Below are 20,064 nucleotides of genomic sequence, written 5' to 3' on the forward strand. Positions count from 1 at the left end.
CGCAATCGGGGGCAAGCCCCCTCCCACATTGATTGCACTCAGCCCTGAAATCACGTGTTCTCAGGCCTGAAGGTAGCGCAACACCGATTCGCAGATCATCGCGCGATGCCGCTGCTTGATCGCCTCATCCGACAGTTCGATCTGAAAAATCTCGCTGAACGTATGGCGGTTGGATACGCGGTAAAAACTGAACGAGTTGATCAACAGGTGGACATCCAGGGGCTCCAACCCTTCACGAAACAGTCCCATCTCAGCGCCTCGACGCAAGGTCTCACCGAGACTCTCGAGGATTTTGCTGTTCATGTCCTTGATCGTACTGGTGCGTTTCACATACTCGGCGTTGTGGATATTTTCGATGCTGACGATGCGCACGAAATCCACGTTCTGGTCATGGTGGTCGAAGGTGAACTCCACCAGCCGGCGAATCGCTTCGCGCGGTTCCAGGGCCGTGAGGTTCATGCGGGTTTCAGTGTTGCGGATATCGCCGTAGAGCTTCTCCAGCACCTCGACGTAGAGCTGCTCCTTGCTGCCGAAGTAGTAATAGATCATGCGCTTGGAGGTGTGGATGCGCTCGGCAATGGCGTCCACGCGGGCGCCGGACAGGCCTTGCTGAACAAACTCGACAACGGCTTCCTGGAGAATATTCTCGCGGGTCTTTTCCGGATTGTTCTTGCGACTCTTGCGCGGTGCGTCTGACACGGCAGAGAGGTCGGGAGTCAGGGTCATGGTGCGCTCACGGCGTTTTTATGCAGGCCCGATTATGGGCCGAGGCGCTCCCCGAAGGAAGCACCCCGACTGCCGTTATAAACGTGCCTGGCGCACCGCACCGCTGCGCGACTTGGCCATTGCCGCCAGACGCACGGCCACGTTGGCCGCGCCATAGCCGGCATAGCCGTTCTTGCGCTGGATGATCTCAAAGAAAAACCGGCCCTCGAAGGCTTCGGTGTAGACGTGAAACAGCTCACCGCCCTGGGCGTCGCGGTCGTACAGCACGTTGTAGTACGCCAATTCGCTGAGAAACTCATCGTCGAAATCAAAGCGTGCGGCCAGGTCGTCATAGTAATTGAGCGGGATGTCCAACAGCGGCACGCCGGCCTCCTTGGCCCGGCGCACTTCGGCGAAAATATCCGCGCAATCGAAGGCAATGTGGTGCACGCCCGAGCCGCGGTAGCTCGATAACGCGTGGGAAATGGCAGTATTGCGGTTCTCGGAAATATTCAGCGGCAGGCGAATCGAACTGCAGCGGCTGCGCAATGCGCGGCTTTTGACCAGACCATAGGGATCGGGCAGCACCACTTCGTCGTCGGCTTCAAAATCCAGCAGGCTCTTGTAGAACAATACCCAGCTGTCGAGGCTGTCGGCCGGCAGGGCCATGGCCATATGATCGATGCGCAGCAAGCCGCCGCTGGCGGCAGTCGCGGGCTGCAGGTTGAAATCGGTGTCGTAGAGCCCGCCTTCGCTTCGGTCCACCAGGTAGATCAGGCTGCCATCCGGCGCACGCACGGCGGCCAGCTCGAGTTCGTTGGGCCCAACCAGGCCGCGATAGCGCTGGCCTTTGTAGGCCACCGCTCGCTCCAATGCCTTGGCACTGTCGTTGACCCGCATCGCCATGGCGCACAACGACGGCCCATGGGCCTCGAAAAAATTGTGAGCAAAGGAATAGGGCTCGCAATTGAGGATCAGGTTGATATCGCCCTGACGCAACAGGCTCACATTCTTGGAGCGATGCTGGCCGGCCTTGGCAAAGCCCAGGCGCTCCAACCAATGCGTGAGCTTGGCGCCAAGGCTTTCATCCACGGCAAACTCGAGGAACTCGATGCCATCGTATTCGCTGGCCGCCGGCGTCTCGAACAGGATATCCACGGGCGCGGCAGGTTGTTGCGCGGCCAGGCGCTGACGGGTTTTCTCTTCCAGGTACAGCAACGAGCGCAAACCATCCGCCGCGTTGGCCCGCGTCGGTGCGGCGCGAAAGCCGTCGTTGAAAATCTCCAGGGACAAAGGCCCGGTGTAGCCACTCTGGATGATCGGCGCAAGAAAGCCTGCCAGATCGAATTCGCCCTGGCCGGGGAAGCAGCGAAAATGCCGGCTCCACTCGAGTACATCCATGGCCAGGATCGGCGCGTCGGCCATTTGTACGAAGAAGATTTTGTCGCCGGGGATCTCGGCGATGGCACTCGGATCGCCCTTGAGGGACAAGGTGTGGAAACTGTCGAGCAAAACGCCCAGGCTTGGGTGATTCACCTGGCGCACCAGGTTCCACACCTGTTGCCAGGTGTTCACATGCTTGCCCCAGGCCAGCGCTTCGTAGCCGATTCTCAAGCCACGGCGGCCCGCGTGTTCGGCCAGCAGGCTGAGGTCATCGAGCAGGATGCGTTCATCGCCCACGCAATCGGCCGAGGCGTTACTGCACACCAACACCAGGTCGGTGCCCAGCTCCTGCATCAAATCGAACTTGCGCTCGGCGCGCTCCAGGTTACGGGCCAGGCGGTCACGGCGGCAGCCTTCAAAGTCGCGGAACGGCTGGAACAAAGTGATGGCGATACCGAGGTCGGCGCACATCTGTCTAACTTCGCGCGGGCTGCCGTCGTAATACAATAGGTCGTTCTCGAAAATCTCAACGCCATCAAACCCGGCGGCGGCAATGGCTTCGAGCTTTTCCGGCAGGGTGCCGCTCAACGACACGGTAGCGATGGAACGTTGCATGGGTCACTCCCGGCAATTGTTGTTTATGGCAAATTATTCGCCCCCAGCCTACACGCGGCAATTAAAATGTACGAACCGGTTAGTTTTTGGTGCGATTATCGAACACTATGCCCCTTTGGCGAATTGACGACTTTTTAACCACTGCGCACCATCGACCTTGCATCAAGACCCAGATCTCACCATAAAAATTTCAAAAACGGGTACGACCTCATGCCTCTGCAAAATCCCGCCCTGGCCACGCGCCCCGGCACACCGCACGCCGGCATCGGCGACAAGATCCGCGGCGCCCTGGCCGTGGGTAAAACCCGCTGGGGCATGCTGGCCCTGGTGTTCTTCGCTACCACCCTCAACTACATCGACCGCGCCGCCCTGGGCGTGATGCAACCGATTCTGGCCAAGGAAATGAGCTGGACGGCGATGGACTACGCCAACATCAACTTCTGGTTCCAGGTCGGCTACGCCATCGGCTTTGTGCTGCAGGGCCGGTTGATCGACCGGGTTGGCGTCAAGCGCGTGTTTTTCTGCGCGGTACTGCTGTGGAGCCTGGCCACCGGTGCCCACGGCCTGGCCACTTCGGCGCTCGGTTTCATGGTCTGCCGGTTCATCCTCGGGCTGACCGAAGCGGCCAACTACCCTGCCTGTGTGAAAACCACGCGCCTTTGGTTCCCCGCTGGCGAACGCGCAGTGGCTACAGGCATTTTCAACGCCGGCACCAACGTCGGCGCCATGATGACGCCCATGCTGCTGCCGTTGATCCTGCACGTGTGGGGCTGGCAGGCGGCGTTCCTGTGCATGTCCGCGCTCGGTGGTATCTGGCTGGTGCTTTGGGGCTTGAAGTACTACAACCCGGAAGACCATCCCAGCGTTAAACAATCGGAATTGGACTACGTGCAACAGGAAGTCGAGCCGGAACAACCCCGCGTGCCGTTCAGCCGCATCCTGCGCATGCGCGGCACTTGGGCCTTCGCCCTGGCCTACTCGCTGACCGCCCCGGTGTTCTGGTTCTACCTGTACTGGCTGCCGCCGTTCCTGAACCAGCAATACAACCTGGGCATCAACGTGACGCAGATGGGCATTCCGCTGATCATCATCTACCTCACCGCCGACTTCGGCAGTGTGGGCGGCGGCATCCTGTCCTCGTTCCTGATCGGGCGCGGGATGAACTCGATCAAGGCACGGCTGCTGTCGATGCTGTTGTTCGCCTGCTGCATCGTCGGCGTGATCATGGCGGCCGGCTCCAGCCAGTTGTGGGTCGCGGTGTTCGCCATCTCCCTGGCCATCGGCGCGCACCAGGCCTGGACCGCCAACATCTGGAGCCTGGTGATGGACTACACGCCCAAGCACATGATGAGCACGGTGTTCGGTTTCGGCGGCATGTGCGCGGCCATCGGCGGCATGTTCATGACCCAGATCGTCGGCCACATCCTCACCGTGACCCACAACAACTACACCGTGTTGTTCACCCTGATCCCGGCGATGTATTTCATTGCGCTGACCTGGATGTACTTCATGGCGCCGCGCAAGATTCCTACGGTAGACGTTTAATTTACCGACGCCGCTGCTGCCAGGCAGCGGCCAACCCACTCATGCAGATCACCCCGATGCCGACCACGGTGGTCGTGTCGGGGGTATGGCTGAACACCAGCCAACCCAACAACCCCGCAAACACGATCTGGCAATAGCCGAACGGCGCCAGCAAGGCCGGCGCCGCGAAGCGGAACGCCTGGGTGAGCATCAAGTGCGCGGTCATCCCACAGGTGCCCAGCGCCAGCATCATCACGCCATGCCACAGGGTGGGCACCTGCCAGAAGAACGGCACCATCGCACTCATCACCAAGGTGTTGCACAGGCCGGCGAAAAAGTTGCTGGTGGTGGGACTGTCGTATTGGCTGAGAATGCGCGTGAGCAGTTGGTAGAAACAGAAGAACAACGCCGAGCACAGCGGCAGCAGCACCGCCGGTGTGAACAACTCACCGCCCGGATGAATGATGATCACCACGCCGACAAACCCGCAGATCACCGCCAGCCATTGGCCACGTGTGACGTGCTCGCCGAGCAAGGGCACCGAGAGCGCCGTCACCAGGATCGGCGCGAGGAAGTTCACCGCCGTGGCTTCCGCCAACGGGATGTAATGCAGCGCCGTGGTGAAGAACAGGCTGGTGCCCAACAGGCACAACGCCCGCACCACCTGCATGCCCGGGCGTTTGCTGCGCAGCACGCGCAGGCCCGATTGCGGCAGGAAAATCCCCGCCATCAACAAGGTGTGCACCATGTAACGCGCCCAGACCACCATCACGATCGGGTAGAACCCGGCCAGGTATTTGGACAAGGCGTCGTGGCTGGAGAACAGAAACGTTGCCAGCACAATCAGCAGAATGCCTTTGAAGGGATGGTTGACGCCGGAAAGCGGGGTACTGACAGTCATTGATTTCTCTTGTATGTCGAGCGGAACGCGATAGCACTCAACCTAGTAATCTAGCAGCCGGGCCTGTGTCTGCCCCAAGAGCATAACCAAACACCGGGCGAACAGCGCACTAAATCAGTGGATTTGAGTCCAACGCTGCACGCACGCCCCAGCGTTGCACACTTTTTAACCAAGGCCCTGCCGATATGAAAAAAATCCTGTTTGCCCTGTCTGCCCTCGCCCTGCTCTCTGCCTGTGACAAGACCCCCAAGGAAGCACCAAAGCCTGCACCCGCTTCCGTGCAAGCAACCCTGGTGCCCGAGACCCCGCCAACCGATAAATGGGTGGGCAAGTGGATCGGCGTCGAAGGCTTGAACCTGAACATCGCCAAGGACGACAGCATCGGCCGCGGTCATTACCTCCTGACCATGCAATATGGCCTGGATGCCGATGCTTCCGGCACATTCAAGGGCCAGGCAACCGACGAAGGCATCGCCTTCACTCGCCCCGACGGCCCCCAGTTGCTGCGTGCCGGGGACGGTGCCGCCACGGGCCTGAAGTGGCTGGCAGATAAAAAAGACTGCCTGATTGTGGCTGCCGGCGAAGGCTATTGCCGCTAACTACGACCATACTCCATCCATATTTTTGCCGGACCGTTAACAAGAGGATTGCCCCATGCTATGGAAAAAAGGCCGACGCAGCGACAACGTGGTCGATGCCCGCGATGACAGCGGCGGCGGTGGCGGTGGTATGCGCTTCGGTGGCGGCAAGGGCCTGAGCCTCACCGCTATCGTGCTGATCGTCGGCATCGGCTGGCTCACCGGCCAGGACCCGATGCAGATCCTCGGCCAGTTGACCGGCCAGATGGAGCAGGCGCCGTCGGTCAGCACGCAGCCACAGTCGCGCCAGGCGCCGCCGGCCAACGATGAGCAGGCCGACTTTGTCCGCGCCGTGCTGGGCGATACCGAAGACACCTGGGGCCAGGTATTCCAGGAAAACGGCCTGGCCTACAAGAACCCGAAACTGATCCTGTTCCGTGGCCGGGTGAACTCCGCCTGCGGGGGCGCCACCGCGGCCAGCGGCCCGTTCTATTGCCCGGCGGATCAGCAGGTGTACCTGGACCTGGATTTCTTCCGGGAAATGTCGCAACGCTTCCAGGCCGCCGGCGATTTCGCCCAGGCGTATGTGATCGCCCACGAAGTCGGGCATCACGTGCAAACCCTGCTCGGCATCTCGTCCAAGATCCAGGCCGCGCGCGAGCAAGGTCGACCCATGCAAGGCGACGGTGGCTTGCTGGTACGCCAGGAACTGCAAGCCGACTGCTTTGCCGGCGTGTGGGCCAACCGCGCCCAAAAACGCCTGAACTGGCTGGAGCCCGGTGATATCGAAGAAGCCCTGAACGCGGCCAATGCCATCGGCGACGACCGCCTGCAGCAACAGGGCCAGGGGCGCGTAGTGCCGGACTCGTTCACCCACGGTACCTCGGCCCAGCGCGTGCGCTGGTTCAAGACCGGCTTCGCCCAGGGGCAGATCGCCCAGTGCGATACCTTTAATGCCAAGAGTCTCTAAATGAATAAACGATTGGGGTTGCTGCTGGGTGTGTTGGTGTCCGGTTGCACCCTGGCGGCCGAACACGGCGTCAAGGTGGTCAGCCCCGATCGTTTTCATCTGGAGGCCGGCGACCTCAGCCTCGGCTTGAGCCAGGATTGGCGCCAGCCGCTGCCCAAGGTCACTCGTGCGCTGATCATCGTGCATGGCCGCCTGCGCAATGCGCAGACCTACCTGCAAAGCGGCATCGACGCCGCCAACCATGCCGGGGTTGGCGGCAACACGCTGGTGATCGCGCCGCAGTTTCTCAATCAGTTGGATGTGAAGCGTAACCACTTGGGCGATCAGGTGTTGCATTGGAAGGGTAACGACTGGATGGCCGGCGAACCGTCAATCGGCCCGGGCCAGATCAGCTCGTTTGCCGCCCTCGACCAGATCATCAAGCACCTGGGCAGCCGCACACTGTTCCCGGCGCTCAAGGAAATCGTGGTCGCCGGGCATTCCGGCGGTGGCCAGGTGGTGCAGCGTTTCGCTGTCACCGGCCACACTCACCCGATGCTGGAGGCCGAGGGCATCAGCCTGCGTTATGTGGTCGCCAACCCATCGTCCTATGCCTACTTCAGCCCGCAGCGGCCGGTGCCGTTCGAAATAGCCGATTGTCCAGGTTTCAATGACTGGAAATACGGCATGCAAAAGCTGCCGGCCTACGCCGGCGACCACGGTGCCGAACAGTTGGAGCGGGCCTACGTATCACGCGATATCACCTACCTGCTGGGCCAGCAGGACACCGACCCCAACCACCCAGCGCTGGATAAAAGCTGCGAAGCCCAAACCCAGGGCGCGTATCGGCTGATTCGCGGGCACAACTATTTTGACTACCTCAAGCGGCGGCATCCGCAGCTGGGTCACAGGTTGGTGGAAGTGCCAGGGGTTGGGCATGACGGGGATAAGATGTTGACTTCGCCGCAGGGAGAAAAGGTGTTGTTTGCACCATAATCACTGAAGAAACCCAATCAAAATGTGGGAGGGGGCTTGCCCCCGATGGCGGTGTGTCAGTCAGCACATGTTTAGCTGACAGCCCGCTATCGGGGGCAAGCCCCCTCCCACAGTTGATCTCTATTGCCTGGGCTAAATCATTCGGCGCAGCGCCGAACAGTCCTCGGCATGCCAATCCGCCAACTCCGGCCAGGGGTTCTGCGGCAGGTTCACCAACACGGTCCTGGTCCCCGCTGCCCGGCCACAGTCCAGGTCAAAACGATAATCCCCCACCATCACCATCTCGCGGGGTGCCACGTCCCAGGCCGCCGCCAGTTTCAACAAGCCACCCGGGTCAGGCTTGGGCGGCGCGTCCTCACGCCCCAGCACATCCTCAATGGCAAAGCAGTCCGCCAGGCCAATCGCCTCCAGGGTGATATGGGCCAGCTCCTGGGCATTGCGCGTCAGAATTCCCAGGCGATAACCGCGTGCGGCCAGCTCGCGCACCAGTTCAACCGCACCTTGCGCTGCCACCGAGCCCAGCGCCAGCTCGCGCTCATGCTCCAGCAGCCACGCATGCTTGGCTGCCGCGATGTCCGCCGGCAACGCGGCAAGGTGCGTGAGAATGTCATCTTCGGCAGGAATCTCCAGCGCCACCCGAATGGCCGCGAAATCATGCACCGCCACCGTGAGGGTGCCGTCCATGTCGAACACCCAATGCCGGACGTCGGCCAGGCTCATGCCCAGTCCTTGCGATGGCGAATCAAGCCTTCCTGGGTCACCGAGGCCACCAGTTGCCCGGCGCGGTTGTACACGCTGCCACGGGAAAACCCACGGGAATTGCCGGCCCAGGGGCTGTCCATGGCATACAGCAACCAATCATCGGCGCGCAGGTCGGCGTGAAACCACAGCGCGTGGTCGAGGCTGGCGACTTGCATGTCTTTCTGCCACACGGTCTTGCCGTGGGGCAGCAGCGAGGTGGTCAGCAGGCCGAAGTCCGAGGCGTAGGCCAGCAGGTATTTATGCAATGCCGGCGCATCGGCCAGGGCGCCGTCGGCGCGAAACCACACGTACTTGACCGGGTCGGACGGCTGCGGGTTGAACGGGTCCTTTTCGGTGACCGGGCGCACTTCGATGGGCTTGGGGCACAGCAGCTTGTCGCGCATGTGCTCGGGGATCAGGTGCGCGCGCTGCTGAGTCAGCTCCAGCTCCGATGGCAGGTTCTCCGGGCCGACCACCACGGGCATGGTGGTCTGGTGCTCGAAGCCTTCTTCGTCGTACTGGAACGAGGTCGTGCAGGTGAAGATCGGATGGCCCTTCTGAATCGCGGTGACGCGGCGCGTACTGAAACTGCCGCCATCGCGCACGCGGTCCACCGAATACACCACCGGCAACGCCGCGTCTCCAGGGCGCAGGAAATAACCGTGCAGGGAATGTACGTGACGCGCTTCTTCTACCGTCTGGCTGGCCGCCGACAGCGACTGGCCAAGCACCTGGCCACCGAACAGTTGGCGAAAACCCAGGTCCTGGCTGCGGCCGCGAAAGAGGTTTTCCTCGATCGGCTCCAGGGTCAGCAAGTCCACCAGATCTTCCAATACTTGGCTCATTGAAACTCTCCTCAAAGCAAAACGGTATCTACCTGTAGGAGCGAGCTTGCTCGCGAAAATCGTTAACGATGACGCAGCGCTCTTGGTTTACCGCAGCGCGCTTGCGTCCTTCGCGAGCAATCTCGCTCCTACAGGTTTCTATTAAGTATGACCGCCTGCTTATCCGTGCAGCGTGTCCAACCATTGGGCGCGGGTGATGCGGTACAACACATGGGCGCGCAGTGGGTCATCGGCTGCGACTTTGGGGTGTTGAAAATCTGCCTGCGGATCGTAATGCATACCGATGGCCTGCATGACTTTTTGTGAAGGCAAATTGCCTTCGGTGGTAAAGGCGACGATTTCATCCAGGCTCAAACGATCAAAACCACAACGCAATGCGGTCCATGCTGCCTCGCTGGCATAACCCAGGCCCCAATGTTCGCGGGCCAGGCGCCAGCCGATTTCCACCGCCGGGGTGAAGCTTTCCTCAAAACTGACGTTCTGCAGCCCGGTAAGGCCGATGAATTCGCCGGTGTCCTTGCGCTGCAACGCCCAAAAGCCAAAGCCATATTCGGCAAAATGGCCGCGAATCCGCCCGATCAGTGCGGCGCTTTCCAGGTGGCTCAACCTGGCCGGGAAATAGCGCATCACCTGCGGGTCGGCGCACATCTGCGCAAAGGCCGGCAGGTCGCTGTCACGCCATGGGCGCATGACCAGGCGTGCACTTTCCAATTCCAGTATCGGCTCCATGGTTCCCCCTCCCTTGCCATGTGCGTGAGTGTACAGCGCTGGTAAGATCCGACGCAGATTCCCGTCAGAAAATCCCATGCCCTTGCCATTGATCTACCACGATGACTACAGCCCCGAGTTCCCGGCAGACCACCGGTTCCCCATGGACAAGTTTCGCCTGTTGCGCGACCACCTGGTGGACAGCGGCCTGACCGAGGACAGCCAGTTGCTGCGTCCGCAACTGTGCCCGGGGGAGATTCTGGGCCTGGCCCACGATCCCGGGTATATCGAACGCTATATGAGCGGCGAGTTGTCTCGCGAGGACCAACGGCGCCTCGGCCTGCCGTGGAGCGAAGCCCTGGCGCGCCGCACCGTGCGCGCGGTGGGCGGCTCGATCCTGGCGGCGGAGCAGGCGCTGGAACACGGCCTGGCCTGCCATCTCGCCGGCGGCACCCATCACGCCCATTACGATTACCCGGCGGGCTTTTGCATCTTCAATGACCTGGCAGTGATCAGCCATTACCTGCTGGCCAGCGGCCGGGTCAATCGGGTGCTGATCTTTGATTGCGACGTGCACCAGGGCGACGGCACCGCACGCATCCTGCATGACACGCCGGATGCCATCACCGTATCGCTGCACTGTGAAAAGAACTTTCCGGCGCGCAAGGCCCAGAGCGACTGGGACATTCCATTGCCGATGGGCATGGGCGACGACGACTACCTCAAAGTGGTCGACGACGCGCTCAATTACCTGCTGCCGCTCTACCAGCCGGACCTGGTGCTGTACGACGCGGGCGTGGATGTACACAAGGACGACGCGCTCGGTTACCTCAAGCTGACGGATGCCGGCGTTGCCGCCCGCGATGAAAGCGTGATGCGTCACTGCCTGGGCCGCGATATTCCAGTGATGGGCGTGATCGGTGGCGGCTACAGCAAGGACCGCCCTGCCCTGGCCCGCCGCCACGGCATCCTGCATCACAGTGCGCAGCGTGTGTGGACGTCATCAGGTTGTCATTGATATGTGTGCGTTACCCACAATGCCTGTGGAATCACCTGTGGATAACTTGAGTGTAACGGCCTGCAAGCAAGTAACCGTATGGCGTGTAGGAAAGTGTACATTTTTTGATCAGGCAGGCGTGCCGTCGTCGGGTAGAATGCTCGGCCTATTCACACCACCGTAGCCTTGCCCATGCCTCAGTCTTCTCCCCCCTCTGTCTCCATTATCGGCGGCGGCCCTGCCGGGCTGATGGCCGCCGAAGTCTTGAGCCAGGCGGGCGTACGGGTGGCGCTGTACGACGGCATGCCTTCGGTGGGACGCAAGTTCCTGCTGGCCGGCGTCGGCGGCATGAATATCACCCACTCCGAAGCCTACCCGGCGTTCCTTGCGCGCTATGCCGAACGCGCACCGCACATGGCGCCGTTGCTGCGCCGCTTCGGGGCCGAGGCGTTATGCGAGTGGATTCACGGCCTGGGCATTCAAACCTTTGTCGGCACCTCCGGCCGCGTATTTCCTACGGACATGAAGGCCGCGCCGTTGCTGCGTGCCTGGCTCAAGCGTCTGCGTGATCAAGGTGTGGTTATCCACACCCGGCATCGCTGGGTGGGCTGGAATGCCGAGGGTGATCTGCTTATCCACAGCCCGGACGGCGAAAAAGTTGTCCACAGCGATGCCGTGCTGTTGGCCCTGGGCGGCGGCAGTTGGTCCCGCCTGGGCTCCGATGGGGCCTGGCTGAATCTGCTGGAAGGCCAAGGCGTGCCTTACGTTCGCCTGCAACCGAGCAACTGCGGGTTTGAGGTGTCAGCCTGGAGCAACCTGATGGTCAGCAAATTCGCCGGGGCGCCGTTGAAAAATGTCGCCATTGGACTGGGGGACGATAAGCCTCGACTGGGGGAATGTGTCGTGACGTCCACTGGCATCGAAGGCAGCCTGATCTATGCGCTGTCGGCGCCGATTCGAGAAACGATCAACCGTGACGGCGCCGCCACCGTGCATATCGATCTGCTGCCGAGCAAGCCGCTGCACAAGGTGCAGGCTGCGCTGGCAAAGCCACGTGGATCGCGGTCGATGAGCAAGCATTTGCACAGTCAGCTGGGGTTGGATGGCGTGAAAGCGGCGTTGTTACGCGAGCTGACGCCCGCTGAACACTTCGCCGATCCGGCGCAGTTGGCAGTCGATATCAAGGCGTTGCCGCTGACATTGGTCAAGACGCGGCCCATCGACGAAGCCATCAGCACGGCCGGTGGTGTGCCGTTTGAAGCACTGGATGAGCGGTTGATGCTCAAGCAATTGCCTGGGGTGTTTTGTGCCGGGGAAATGCTGGATTGGGAGGCGCCGACCGGGGGGTATCTGCTGACGGGGTGTTTTGCCAGTGGCAGGGCGGCTGGGCTTGGGCTGTTGGAATGGCTTAACAGCTGAGAGGTGGGGTGGATTCAAGGCCGCCATCGGGGGCAAGCCCCCTCCCACATTTCGAATGTGTTCACAAATCAAAGTGTGGGAGGGGGCTTGCCCCCGATGAGGCCATCAGCCCCACCGCAAAATCACTTCTTCTTACGCGGTCCGGTGTTGAAAACCGGCACCTTGCGCACCGGCTTGATCGACGGTTCCGCCGGCGCCACGTCACCGCTGTCCACCCATTTACCCAGATTGCGCTTACCGCCGCCGCCCGATGTCTTGGGCTTCTTCGGCTTTTTCGGCTTCTTCACCACCTGCCCACTGGCATCGGTATCCGGCACGCGATGCTCGGGTACGAAATCCGCTTCCATTTTGCGGGTCAGGGTCTGGCGCGTGAGCATCTCGATCGCCGACAGCATGTTCACTTCATCGGCACACACCAGCGAAATCGCCTCGCCGGTGTTGCCCGCACGGCCGGTACGGCCGATACGGTGGATGTAGTCTTCGGCGACGATCGGCAGGTCGAAGTTGACCACCAGCGGCAGGTCTTCGATATCCAGGCCACGGGCCGCCACGTCGGTGGCCACCAGGATCTGCACTTCGCTGGCCTTGAAGCGGTCCAGTGCACGTTGCCGGGTCGCCTGGGGTTTGTCGCCATGGATGCCGTCGGCATTGATGCCCAGGCCCTGCAACTTGTCCACCAGCGCGTCCACGCCATTGCGGGTTTTGGCGAAGACCAGCACCTGCTTCCAGCGACCCTTGCGCATCAGGTGCACGAACAGTTCCGGCTTGCGCTTTTTATCCACCGGCACCACCCACTGCTGCACGGTGTTGGCGGCGACGTTGCGCGGGTTGACTTGGATACTCAGCGGGTCATTGAGCATTTGCCCGGCGAGCAGGCGGATGTCATCGGAAAACGTGGCTGAGAACAGCAGGGTCTGGCGTTTTTTCGGCAGCATGCGGTAGATGTTCGCCAGCTCTTCGGAGAAGCCCAGGTCGAGCATGCGGTCGGCTTCATCCAGCACCAGGGTTTGCAGCTGGTTGAGTTTCAGCGCGTTCTGGCGGAACAGATCGATCAGGCGCCCAGGGGTGGCGACCAGGATGTCGACACCCTTGCGCAGCTTCATCATCTGCGGGTTGATGCTGACGCCGCCGTACACCGCGTAAGTGGTCAGCGGCAGGTGCTGGGCGTATTCGGCGACGCTGGCGTGAACCTGCTCGGCCAGCTCGCGAGTGGGGCACAGGATCAGCGCACGCGCCGAGTTGGCGGCGACTTTCGGCCCTTCCATCGTCAGCAATTGCAGCAGCGGCAAGGCAAAGCCGGCGGTCTTGCCGGTGCCGGTCTGGGCGGCGGCCATCAGGTCGCGACCGGCCAGCACCGCCGGAATGGCTTGCGCCTGCACCGGCGTCGGGGTCTGGTAGCCAAGCGTCTCAAGGGCGCGCAGCAAGGGTTCGATCAGGCCAAGGGTGGCGAAAGTCATGTAGTTACCGTAGGAAAAATTCAGCGCAAGGTCGCAATTGCGCCGCAGTTTACCTTATTTCCGGCTTCGGCTTACGCCACTGCGGCAAGCTGATCAGCAACACCGCACTGATGATCACCAGCATCGCCAGGGCCTCTTCCAGGCCAATGCTCTCACCGACGAACACAATCCCCAGCAACACCGCCACCGCCGGATTCACATAGGCATAACTGGTCGCGGCCGCCGGGCGCACGTGCTTGAGCAGGTACATGTAGGCGTTGAAGGCGATGATCGAACCGAACACCGTCAGGTAGGCCAGAGCCAGCCAGCCTTCCAGCGGCGGCATGGCCTGCAGATGTTCGCCGGACAGCGTGCTGACGATCAGCAGCGCCACGCCGGCCACCAGCATTTCCGCGGCACTGGCCATGGCGCCCTGGGGCAGCGGCAAGTGTCGGCTCCATACCGAACCGAAGGCCCAGGAAGCCGCCGCCATCAACAGCAACACCGCCCCCAATGGGCTCGATTGCAGGGTACTGCCCATATTGAGCATGGCGATGCCAATAATCCCCAGAATCACCCCGGCCCATTCCAGCCGCGTATTACGCGCGCCCCAGAAAAAACCACACAGCAGGGTGAACAGCGGCACGGTCGCCACCGCCAATGCGGCCACGCCGGACGACACGCCCATATGCTCCGCCACGCTGACGCCGCCATTGCCTACGGTGAGCAGCAAAATGCCGATCATCCCGGCCGCCTTCCACTGCGGCCACGTCGGCGCCGGCACCCCGCGCCACCGCAGATAGCCATACATCAACACGCCCGCGGTGCAAAACCGAATCCCCGCCAGCAACAGCGGTGGCCAGTACTCCACGCCGATGCGGATCACCAGGTAAGTGGAACCCCAGATCACATACAACGCAAAAAAGGCGGCGATCAACGGTAAGGGAAAACGACGTGGGCCAGGCATTGGGCGGCTCTATGGCAGGAGTTGGGAGGCTTATTCTAGAAACGAAGGCGGATAAACATAAGTTACAAAACCTGTTTAAAGCGCCCATACACTTTTCAAAGCATGGTTATGAAGGCTATAAACCGTGCTTTCGAAAGCCAGGCGTAACCGGAGCCTTATCATGGACAAATACGACCGCATGCTCCTCAGCGCCCTGCTCGAAGACGGGCGCGCTTCCTACGCACAATTGGCCCGTACGGTGAACCTGTCCGCCCCTGCCGTGGCCGAGCGCGTGGCCAAACTGGAGGCCAGCGGAGTGATCACCGGCTACCAGGCCAAGGTAGACCTGTCCAAAGTCGGCCTGCCGATTCAATGCGTGATTGAATTACGGCTGACCAATCACGGCAGTCAAAAGGTCTACGACGCCCTGGCGCAAATTCCCGAGCTGACCGAATGCCATCGGGTCACCGGCGATCCGTGCGTGATCATGCAGGCGGCGGTGGGCACCATGCCGCAGTTGGAAGACCTGATTAATCGAGTGGCGAAGTTCGGGTTCAGCAAGACGTCGATTATTTTGTCCAGCGCAATAGAGCGGCGGGTGCCGTTGGGGCAGTTGGAGGCCAATGGGAAAAGTGGTGGCTGACCCGCCGCCATCGGGGGCAAGCCCCTCCCACACTTGATGTGTGAACACCTTCAAAATGTGGGAGGGGGCTTGCCGCCGATGGCGTCAGTGGCCGCGCTGAAGATCAAATCGACTACCTGCTTGATGGTTGTAATGTGATCCCAATCGTCCTGAGTCGCTTGCAGCTTGAACTGCCACTTGATCTGCATGACGAAGCAGGTCAAGTCATCATCAATGATGTCGAAGTCATGGATGAAATCGGTTTGCTCCGTCACATCGCTTTGGTCGATGAAACCGATGATATCCACGAACAGCTGAATTACTTTTTCGCTGATTTCGGCTCGGGTCAGGCTACCTTCCATTTCTCGCTTCATAGGCACACTTACCAATACTGACTAGATCAAAGACTGCAAGCCCGGCAGCAACGGAGGGTATGCCTCGCCCAATGACGCCAAATACCCGGACCGTACCAAACGTTGCTTTTGCCATTCTGGCCATGGTGGGTTGCCTGATCAATGTACGAGGAAAAAAGCGCATTCCGATCAGGCTAGCCAGGTTCGTGGTTTTGCTGGAGCCGACGTGAACCCACGCACCCACCGCAATTTTGCTTATCGGTATGCCCGCCGCGCCCGTGACAACTGTTGCTGCCGTGAGGCCGTAGTGTTGCTGTGTACATTTCCACAGTTCATCAAACGTCGTATCGGGCACAGCGGGGTCAGCGTGAATCGGCTTGAGTAACTGGTAATGAGGGCCATGACGCCAACCTGGCGAACTCGGCAACACCATGACTGCCGGGCAGCTTGTCATTGTGTTGCCCACATGAAACGCCATGCTTGAACTTGACCCCAGATCAATGCCATTTGATTCGAGTTCGAACTTGCTTCGAATGATCGCCGTATGAAGATCGCTTTCCTGCATGACTGTAATCCCTGTGCGTGAATGACAGACGGAATGGTAGGTCGCAGTAAGACGCGATAGATGAACGAAGGAGAAAACCAGAAAGGTCCTAGGCTACAACCGGATTCGGCCTACCAACCATTCAGAGCTCAAGGGAAAGCGATCTCAAACCGCCGGAATTTCAGTGGCCAGCAAGACCGATCCCTTTCATTTGCGGGACGTTTCCGAGAGAATCCCACAGCCTTGTTTCCGTCGGATTCGGTAGCTAGTCTCGCCCTGTCATCGAATGTTCGGTGACCGGACGTGCAAGTCCGATGGCAAGCAAGATCATAAATAAACCTACAGCCGATATGCCTGTTATGGCGGCTGTGCGTGGGAGGCCTTCGGGCCTGCTGGGTTTGGATCCTTGCCCCGGTCTTGCACACCTACGCACAGTTGCCACCCAAATTCGCGTGCAAGCGAACGGTGTCAACTTCTTCCAGCAAGGAGTTTCACCATGGTCAAAGTCACCCCCGACCCACCCAAGTCCAAACCCGACTTCCTCAGCGAAGACGCCCTGCTCCACCGTCGTGCCATCGACTACTACCTCAAGGCATCCGCCCCGGACGCGCCCATTTTTATCCTGAATGACAACCTGAGCTTCGAAGAGGCCCTGGCCCATGCGGCGGATTTGTTGCATTGCGCGGTGGAGACGGCCCACGCGTCGGGTGAGGTAATGAAGGCGCCGCAGCGGGCGGTGATGCATTTGGTGGAGATGGCGAAGGGGGTGGTGGATCAGGCGTTGGAGTGCACACAGCCTCGATAGGCGACGCATCACCCAATGTGGGAGGGGGCTTGCCCCCGATGGCAGTGTGTCAGTCAGCTTATCTGCAGCTGACCCACCGCTATCGGGGGCAAGCCCCCTCCCACATTTGGATCTTTGGTGTTCTTGAGACTGTGGCGGGTTCAGAACCCGCGATGTTTCTTCAGGTGCTCATTGATCTTCGCCGCCGGCACTTTCTGCAAGGTGCACAGCAAGTCGTGGGACAGTTCGCGCAGGCCGTGGGTCTGGCGCAGTTCCCGCGCCAGGTGCGCCGTCAGGTTGGCTGCCATCTCGGCATCCGCCAGCGCCCGGTGAGCCTGGCCGGTATGGGGCAGCTGGGCGTAGCTGTTAAGGGTGCCGAGTTTGTGATTGGGCGCCGCCGGCATGAGGCGGCGGGCCAGCAGCAGGGAGCAGGCGAATTTCTGCAGGCGGGTGCGGCGGATCAGGCCCAGTTCAAAGTCCCAGAACTTCTGGTCGAACGCGGCGTTGTGGGCCATCAGCGGCGTGGTGCCGACGAACTCATTGACCTCATTCATCACCCGCTCGGCCGGTGGCGCGTTGCGCAGCATGGCGTTGCTGATGCCGGTGAGTTGTTCGATGAAACCGGGCACGCGTACGCCGGCATTCATCAGGCTCTGGTAGCGGTCGACAATGTGCCCGCGCTCAAGGATGACCACACCAATTTCCGTGGCCCGGCAGTGGCTGCTCGGGGTAATGCCGGTGGTTTCAAAGTCGATGACCGCTATACGTTCCAAACCTGTTCCAACTCCGTGTGACAATTTAGTGAGCCGCCGCGCTTATTTGAGCAGCAGCGCGCCTTCGATCGGTACGTAGCGGCTGGCGGCGCGTATCAGTGAGTTGGCCGTCAGCCCCGGCACGCCGTAGGCCACCGCTTGCACGCCATGCTTGTGGATGATGCGCTCGAGCAACATGTCGAAATCCCCGTCGCCGGAAGCCAGCACCACTTCATCGACGTGGTCGGCGGCGTCCATGATGTCGAGGGTGATGCCCACGTCCCAGTCGCCCTTGGCCGAACCGTCGCTGCGCTGGATGTAAGGCTTGAGTTTTACCGTAAAGCCCAGGTTGCGCAGGATTTGCTGGAACTGCTGCTGCTTGCTGTCGCCACGGTCGATGGCGTAGGCGTAGGCCTCGACGATCTGCCCATGGGCACTGATATCAGCCCACAGCGCAGCGTAGTTGAAGTGGCAGCCATAGGCCTGGCGAACGGTGTAATAGAGGTTTTGCACATCGGCGAACACTGCAATTTTCTTCACCGCACATCCTCAATGACCGCCAGGCGCCAGCGCCCGGAAAGGTTGCCAGTATGCCAGCCATGGGGAGGTTTCCGGGAAAAAATCAGACCGGGGCGACGCAGCGCCCCGGGTCAAGTGGGTCAGACGAAGGAATCGTCGTCGCCAAAGGCGGAGGAATCGTCGGCATAATCGCTGTCGGCGAAGCTATCGGTGTTGTTGGCGCCCCAGTTGTCATTCCCGGCGAACTTCTGGTCATCGTTGCCCCAGCCACCTTGATCACTGGCCGGCGCCGGTTGTTCGATGATCTCTTCCACCACCTGCGGCTGCTGGTTGTGGTGGAACAGGCTGCTGATGCCCTCGGCGAGCAATACACCACCGGCCACGCCGGCCGCCGTTTTCATCGCGCCACCGAGGAACCCGCTGCCGGCTGGCGCGGCGGCGGCCGGTTGTTGCGGCGGTTGATAATTCTGCTGCGGCGCCGGCGGGTTGAACGATGGCCGCGCCGGTTCACGCCAGCCGCCGCCCGAATTACCCGGCGCAGGCTGCGCCTCGCGCGAACCGCCGCCAAAGATGCTCGACAGGAAGCCACCACCGCCGCTGGCCGGGGCCGGTTGCGTGGACTTGGCGCGCTGCAATTCTTCCTGCAATTGCTGGATCTGCTGGGCCTGCTGCTTGTTCTGCGCATCCAGGCTTTGCAGCGCGTGTTCCTGCACCAGGAGCGACTGGGTCATGTAGTAGCCGGCGGCCGGTTGGCGAGTCATGTGTTCCTTGATCCGCGCTTCGGCCTGGGCGTCGCGGGGGGCTGAATCCGTCTCGGCTTGCTGCAACCGTGAAAACAGTCCATCGATCAGGGTTTGTTCTTCGCTGTTCATGGCGACCTCGTTAGATTGCCGGTAAAAATCAGGGTCCCGCCTGACATCAGGCAAGGTACGCCCTAGTTATGGGGCTGTTACCAATTGTTTCAATGGTCTTTACTCAAGGTTTACGTTTGCTTGCCCAGGCCGGCTATCGGTTAAAGTGTGTCCCTGCTTTTCGGCCTGTGATGACTCTGATGAATCCGTTAGACGTGCTGCGCGACTCCTTCCGCTTTACCCTGCGCAACCTGGGCGCCATCGTCCAGCTGTGCCTGCCGCTGGTGATCCTCGAAGCCCTGTTGCAACAGGTGCTCGACCATACGCTGGGCCCGGATGCCTTCAGCGGTTACAGCGTGGTGGTGGGATTACTGGTGTATCCGTTGTACACCGGCGCCCTGATCCTGTTCCTCGACGCGCGCACCCGTGGCGAATCGCCACGCACCCGGGATGTGTGGGCCATGGCCCTGGCCATGTGGCCGCGCTTCGCTTTGCTGACTGCCATGAGCACGTTGTTGATTCTGCTCGGGCTGTCGCTGTACTTCCTGCCGGGCCTGTGGCTGATGGTGGTGCTGGCGTTTGCCGAATACTTGCTGGTATTGCGCGGCATGTCGGCGCTTGAAGCGATGAAGGAAAGCCTGCGCCTGACCCGTGGGCATTTCTGGCGCATCCTGGTGTGCCTGCTGTGCGTGATGACCCCGCTGTGGCTGCTCAAGGGCGCCAGCGTGGCGGCGTATCCCGAACCCGCGCCGCTGCTGGGGCTGTTGATGGACAGCGCCCACAGTTTCCTGCAACTGTTTACCAGCGTGGTGCTGTTCCGTTTATTCATGTTGATCGGTGGCGACGCCGACGCGCGGTGATATGCTCCGTGCCTCTTCTGAAACGCACATAAGCCG

General features: G+C 61.0%; 22 protein-coding genes. 9 read left to right on the forward strand and 13 right to left on the reverse strand.

The window, feature by feature from the left end; all coding sequences use genetic code 11:
- Positions 1–60: 60 nt before the first annotated feature.
- Both PspCFBP13528_RS14615 and quiC read right to left on the reverse strand, forming a co-directional pair.
- Complete coding sequence (locus PspCFBP13528_RS14615) at positions 61–726, reverse strand: TetR/AcrR family transcriptional regulator (protein WP_065933063.1); 666 nt, start codon at positions 724–726, stop codon at positions 61–63.
- A gap of 75 nt (positions 727–801) precedes the next feature.
- Entirely contained in the window at positions 802–2,703 is a 1,902-nt protein-coding gene (quiC, locus tag PspCFBP13528_RS14620) for a 3-dehydroshikimate dehydratase QuiC (protein ID WP_137200470.1), read from the reverse strand.
- A gap of 210 nt (positions 2,704–2,913) precedes the next feature.
- Here quiC and PspCFBP13528_RS14625 point away from each other — a divergent pair, with 210 nt between their 5' ends.
- Positions 2,914–4,248 carry an MFS transporter gene (locus PspCFBP13528_RS14625; protein WP_065952100.1) on the forward strand — a complete coding sequence of 445 codons (1,335 nt, stop codon included), beginning with the start codon at positions 2,914–2,916 and terminating at the stop codon, positions 4,246–4,248.
- A gap of 1 nt (position 4,249) precedes the next feature.
- Here the strand turns inward: PspCFBP13528_RS14625 and PspCFBP13528_RS14630 are convergent, their stop codons facing one another.
- Positions 4,250–5,128 carry a DMT family transporter gene (locus tag PspCFBP13528_RS14630; protein WP_065952099.1) on the reverse strand — a complete coding sequence of 293 codons (879 nt, stop codon included), beginning with the start codon at positions 5,126–5,128 and terminating at the stop codon, positions 4,250–4,252.
- A gap of 185 nt (positions 5,129–5,313) precedes the next feature.
- Between PspCFBP13528_RS14630 and PspCFBP13528_RS14635 the strand changes: the two genes are divergently transcribed.
- From PspCFBP13528_RS14635 to PspCFBP13528_RS14645, 3 genes are read left to right on the forward strand one after another with little or no spacing between them, the layout of a single operon-like run.
- Positions 5,314–5,727 carry a lipoprotein gene (locus tag PspCFBP13528_RS14635; protein ID WP_065952098.1) on the forward strand — a complete coding sequence of 138 codons (414 nt, stop codon included), beginning with the start codon at positions 5,314–5,316 and terminating at the stop codon, positions 5,725–5,727.
- Positions 5,728–5,782: 55 nt separating this feature from the next.
- A complete protein-coding gene (locus PspCFBP13528_RS14640; protein WP_137200471.1) occupies positions 5,783–6,676 on the forward strand; it encodes a neutral zinc metallopeptidase in 894 nt (297 codons plus the stop codon).
- Entirely contained in the window at positions 6,677–7,651 is a 975-nt protein-coding gene (locus tag PspCFBP13528_RS14645) for an alpha/beta hydrolase (protein WP_137200472.1), read from the forward strand. It abuts the gene before it with no gap.
- Between the two features lie 132 nt (positions 7,652–7,783).
- Here the strand turns inward: PspCFBP13528_RS14645 and PspCFBP13528_RS14650 are convergent, their stop codons facing one another.
- From PspCFBP13528_RS14650 to PspCFBP13528_RS14660, 3 genes are all read right to left on the reverse strand, one after another.
- The gene (locus tag PspCFBP13528_RS14650; RefSeq protein WP_137200473.1) at positions 7,784–8,371 is read right to left on the reverse strand and encodes an HAD family hydrolase; all 588 of its coding nucleotides are present in this window, start codon (positions 8,369–8,371) and stop codon (positions 7,784–7,786) included.
- On the reverse strand, positions 8,368–9,237 hold the full coding sequence (tesB, locus tag PspCFBP13528_RS14655; RefSeq protein WP_065895199.1) for an acyl-CoA thioesterase II: 870 nt from the start codon (positions 9,235–9,237) through the stop codon (positions 8,368–8,370). Before tesB ends, PspCFBP13528_RS14650 begins: the two co-directional genes overlap by 4 nt.
- Positions 9,238–9,396: 159 nt before the next feature.
- Entirely contained in the window at positions 9,397–9,966 is a 570-nt protein-coding gene (locus tag PspCFBP13528_RS14660; protein ID WP_065952094.1) for a GNAT family N-acetyltransferase, read from the reverse strand.
- A gap of 76 nt (positions 9,967–10,042) precedes the next feature.
- Here PspCFBP13528_RS14660 and PspCFBP13528_RS14665 point away from each other — a divergent pair, with 76 nt between their 5' ends.
- Positions 10,043–10,963, forward strand: a complete 921-nt coding sequence (locus PspCFBP13528_RS14665; protein ID WP_137200474.1) for a histone deacetylase — start codon at positions 10,043–10,045, stop codon at positions 10,961–10,963.
- Between the two features lie 171 nt (positions 10,964–11,134).
- Positions 11,135–12,361 (forward strand): TIGR03862 family flavoprotein, encoded by a 1,227-nt coding sequence (locus PspCFBP13528_RS14670; RefSeq protein ID WP_137200475.1) that lies wholly within the window; start codon positions 11,135–11,137, stop codon positions 12,359–12,361.
- A gap of 122 nt (positions 12,362–12,483) precedes the next feature.
- Here the strand turns inward: PspCFBP13528_RS14670 and PspCFBP13528_RS14675 are convergent, their stop codons facing one another.
- Together PspCFBP13528_RS14675 and yedA are read right to left on the reverse strand one after the other, a co-directional pair.
- On the reverse strand, positions 12,484–13,818 hold the full coding sequence (locus PspCFBP13528_RS14675; RefSeq protein ID WP_137200476.1) for a DEAD/DEAH box helicase: 1,335 nt from the start codon (positions 13,816–13,818) through the stop codon (positions 12,484–12,486).
- Positions 13,819–13,867: 49 nt separating this feature from the next.
- Entirely contained in the window at positions 13,868–14,764 is an 897-nt protein-coding gene (gene yedA / locus PspCFBP13528_RS14680) for a drug/metabolite exporter YedA (protein ID WP_065952091.1), read from the reverse strand.
- Between the two features lie 160 nt (positions 14,765–14,924).
- Here yedA and PspCFBP13528_RS14685 point away from each other — a divergent pair, with 160 nt between their 5' ends.
- Positions 14,925–15,386, forward strand: coding sequence for an Lrp/AsnC family transcriptional regulator (locus PspCFBP13528_RS14685; protein ID WP_065952090.1), 462 nt, complete (start codon positions 14,925–14,927; stop codon positions 15,384–15,386).
- A gap of 50 nt (positions 15,387–15,436) precedes the next feature.
- Here PspCFBP13528_RS14685 and PspCFBP13528_RS14690 read toward each other — a convergent pair whose 3' ends face one another.
- Both PspCFBP13528_RS14690 and PspCFBP13528_RS14695 read right to left on the reverse strand, forming a co-directional pair.
- A complete protein-coding gene (locus tag PspCFBP13528_RS14690; RefSeq protein WP_065952089.1) occupies positions 15,437–15,727 on the reverse strand; it encodes an acyl carrier protein in 291 nt (96 codons plus the stop codon).
- Positions 15,717–16,283: a hypothetical protein gene (locus PspCFBP13528_RS14695; RefSeq protein ID WP_137200477.1), complete on the reverse strand. Its 567-nt coding sequence runs from the start codon at positions 16,281–16,283 to the stop codon at positions 15,717–15,719. The genes PspCFBP13528_RS14690 and PspCFBP13528_RS14695 overlap by 11 nt, the downstream gene beginning before the upstream one ends.
- A 475-nt stretch (positions 16,284–16,758) precedes the next feature.
- Between PspCFBP13528_RS14695 and PspCFBP13528_RS14700 the strand changes: the two genes are divergently transcribed.
- Positions 16,759–17,067 carry a DUF3077 domain-containing protein gene (locus PspCFBP13528_RS14700; RefSeq protein WP_065952087.1) on the forward strand — a complete coding sequence of 103 codons (309 nt, stop codon included), beginning with the start codon at positions 16,759–16,761 and terminating at the stop codon, positions 17,065–17,067.
- A gap of 140 nt (positions 17,068–17,207) precedes the next feature.
- Here PspCFBP13528_RS14700 and PspCFBP13528_RS14705 read toward each other — a convergent pair whose 3' ends face one another.
- The 3 genes from PspCFBP13528_RS14705 to PspCFBP13528_RS14715 all read right to left on the reverse strand — a co-directional run bounded on the left by PspCFBP13528_RS14705 (position 17,208) and on the right by PspCFBP13528_RS14715 (position 19,189).
- Positions 17,208–17,819: a 3'-5' exonuclease gene (locus tag PspCFBP13528_RS14705; RefSeq protein WP_057724934.1), complete on the reverse strand. Its 612-nt coding sequence runs from the start codon at positions 17,817–17,819 to the stop codon at positions 17,208–17,210.
- A gap of 42 nt (positions 17,820–17,861) precedes the next feature.
- Positions 17,862–18,338 (reverse strand): NYN domain-containing protein, encoded by a 477-nt coding sequence (locus PspCFBP13528_RS14710; protein WP_057724933.1) that lies wholly within the window; start codon positions 18,336–18,338, stop codon positions 17,862–17,864.
- A 119-nt stretch (positions 18,339–18,457) separates the two neighbouring features.
- The gene (locus PspCFBP13528_RS14715; RefSeq protein WP_137200478.1) at positions 18,458–19,189 is read right to left on the reverse strand and encodes a DUF2076 domain-containing protein; all 732 of its coding nucleotides are present in this window, start codon (positions 19,187–19,189) and stop codon (positions 18,458–18,460) included.
- Between the two features lie 179 nt (positions 19,190–19,368).
- Here PspCFBP13528_RS14715 and PspCFBP13528_RS14720 point away from each other — a divergent pair, with 179 nt between their 5' ends.
- The gene (locus tag PspCFBP13528_RS14720; protein WP_065952085.1) at positions 19,369–20,028 is read left to right on the forward strand and encodes a YciC family protein; all 660 of its coding nucleotides are present in this window, start codon (positions 19,369–19,371) and stop codon (positions 20,026–20,028) included.
- The last annotated feature ends 36 nt before the right edge of the window (positions 20,029–20,064 follow it).

It is taken from the genome of Pseudomonas sp. CFBP13528 (assembly GCF_005233615.1).
Taxonomy (GTDB): domain Bacteria; phylum Pseudomonadota; class Gammaproteobacteria; order Pseudomonadales; family Pseudomonadaceae; genus Aquipseudomonas; species Aquipseudomonas fluorescens_AM.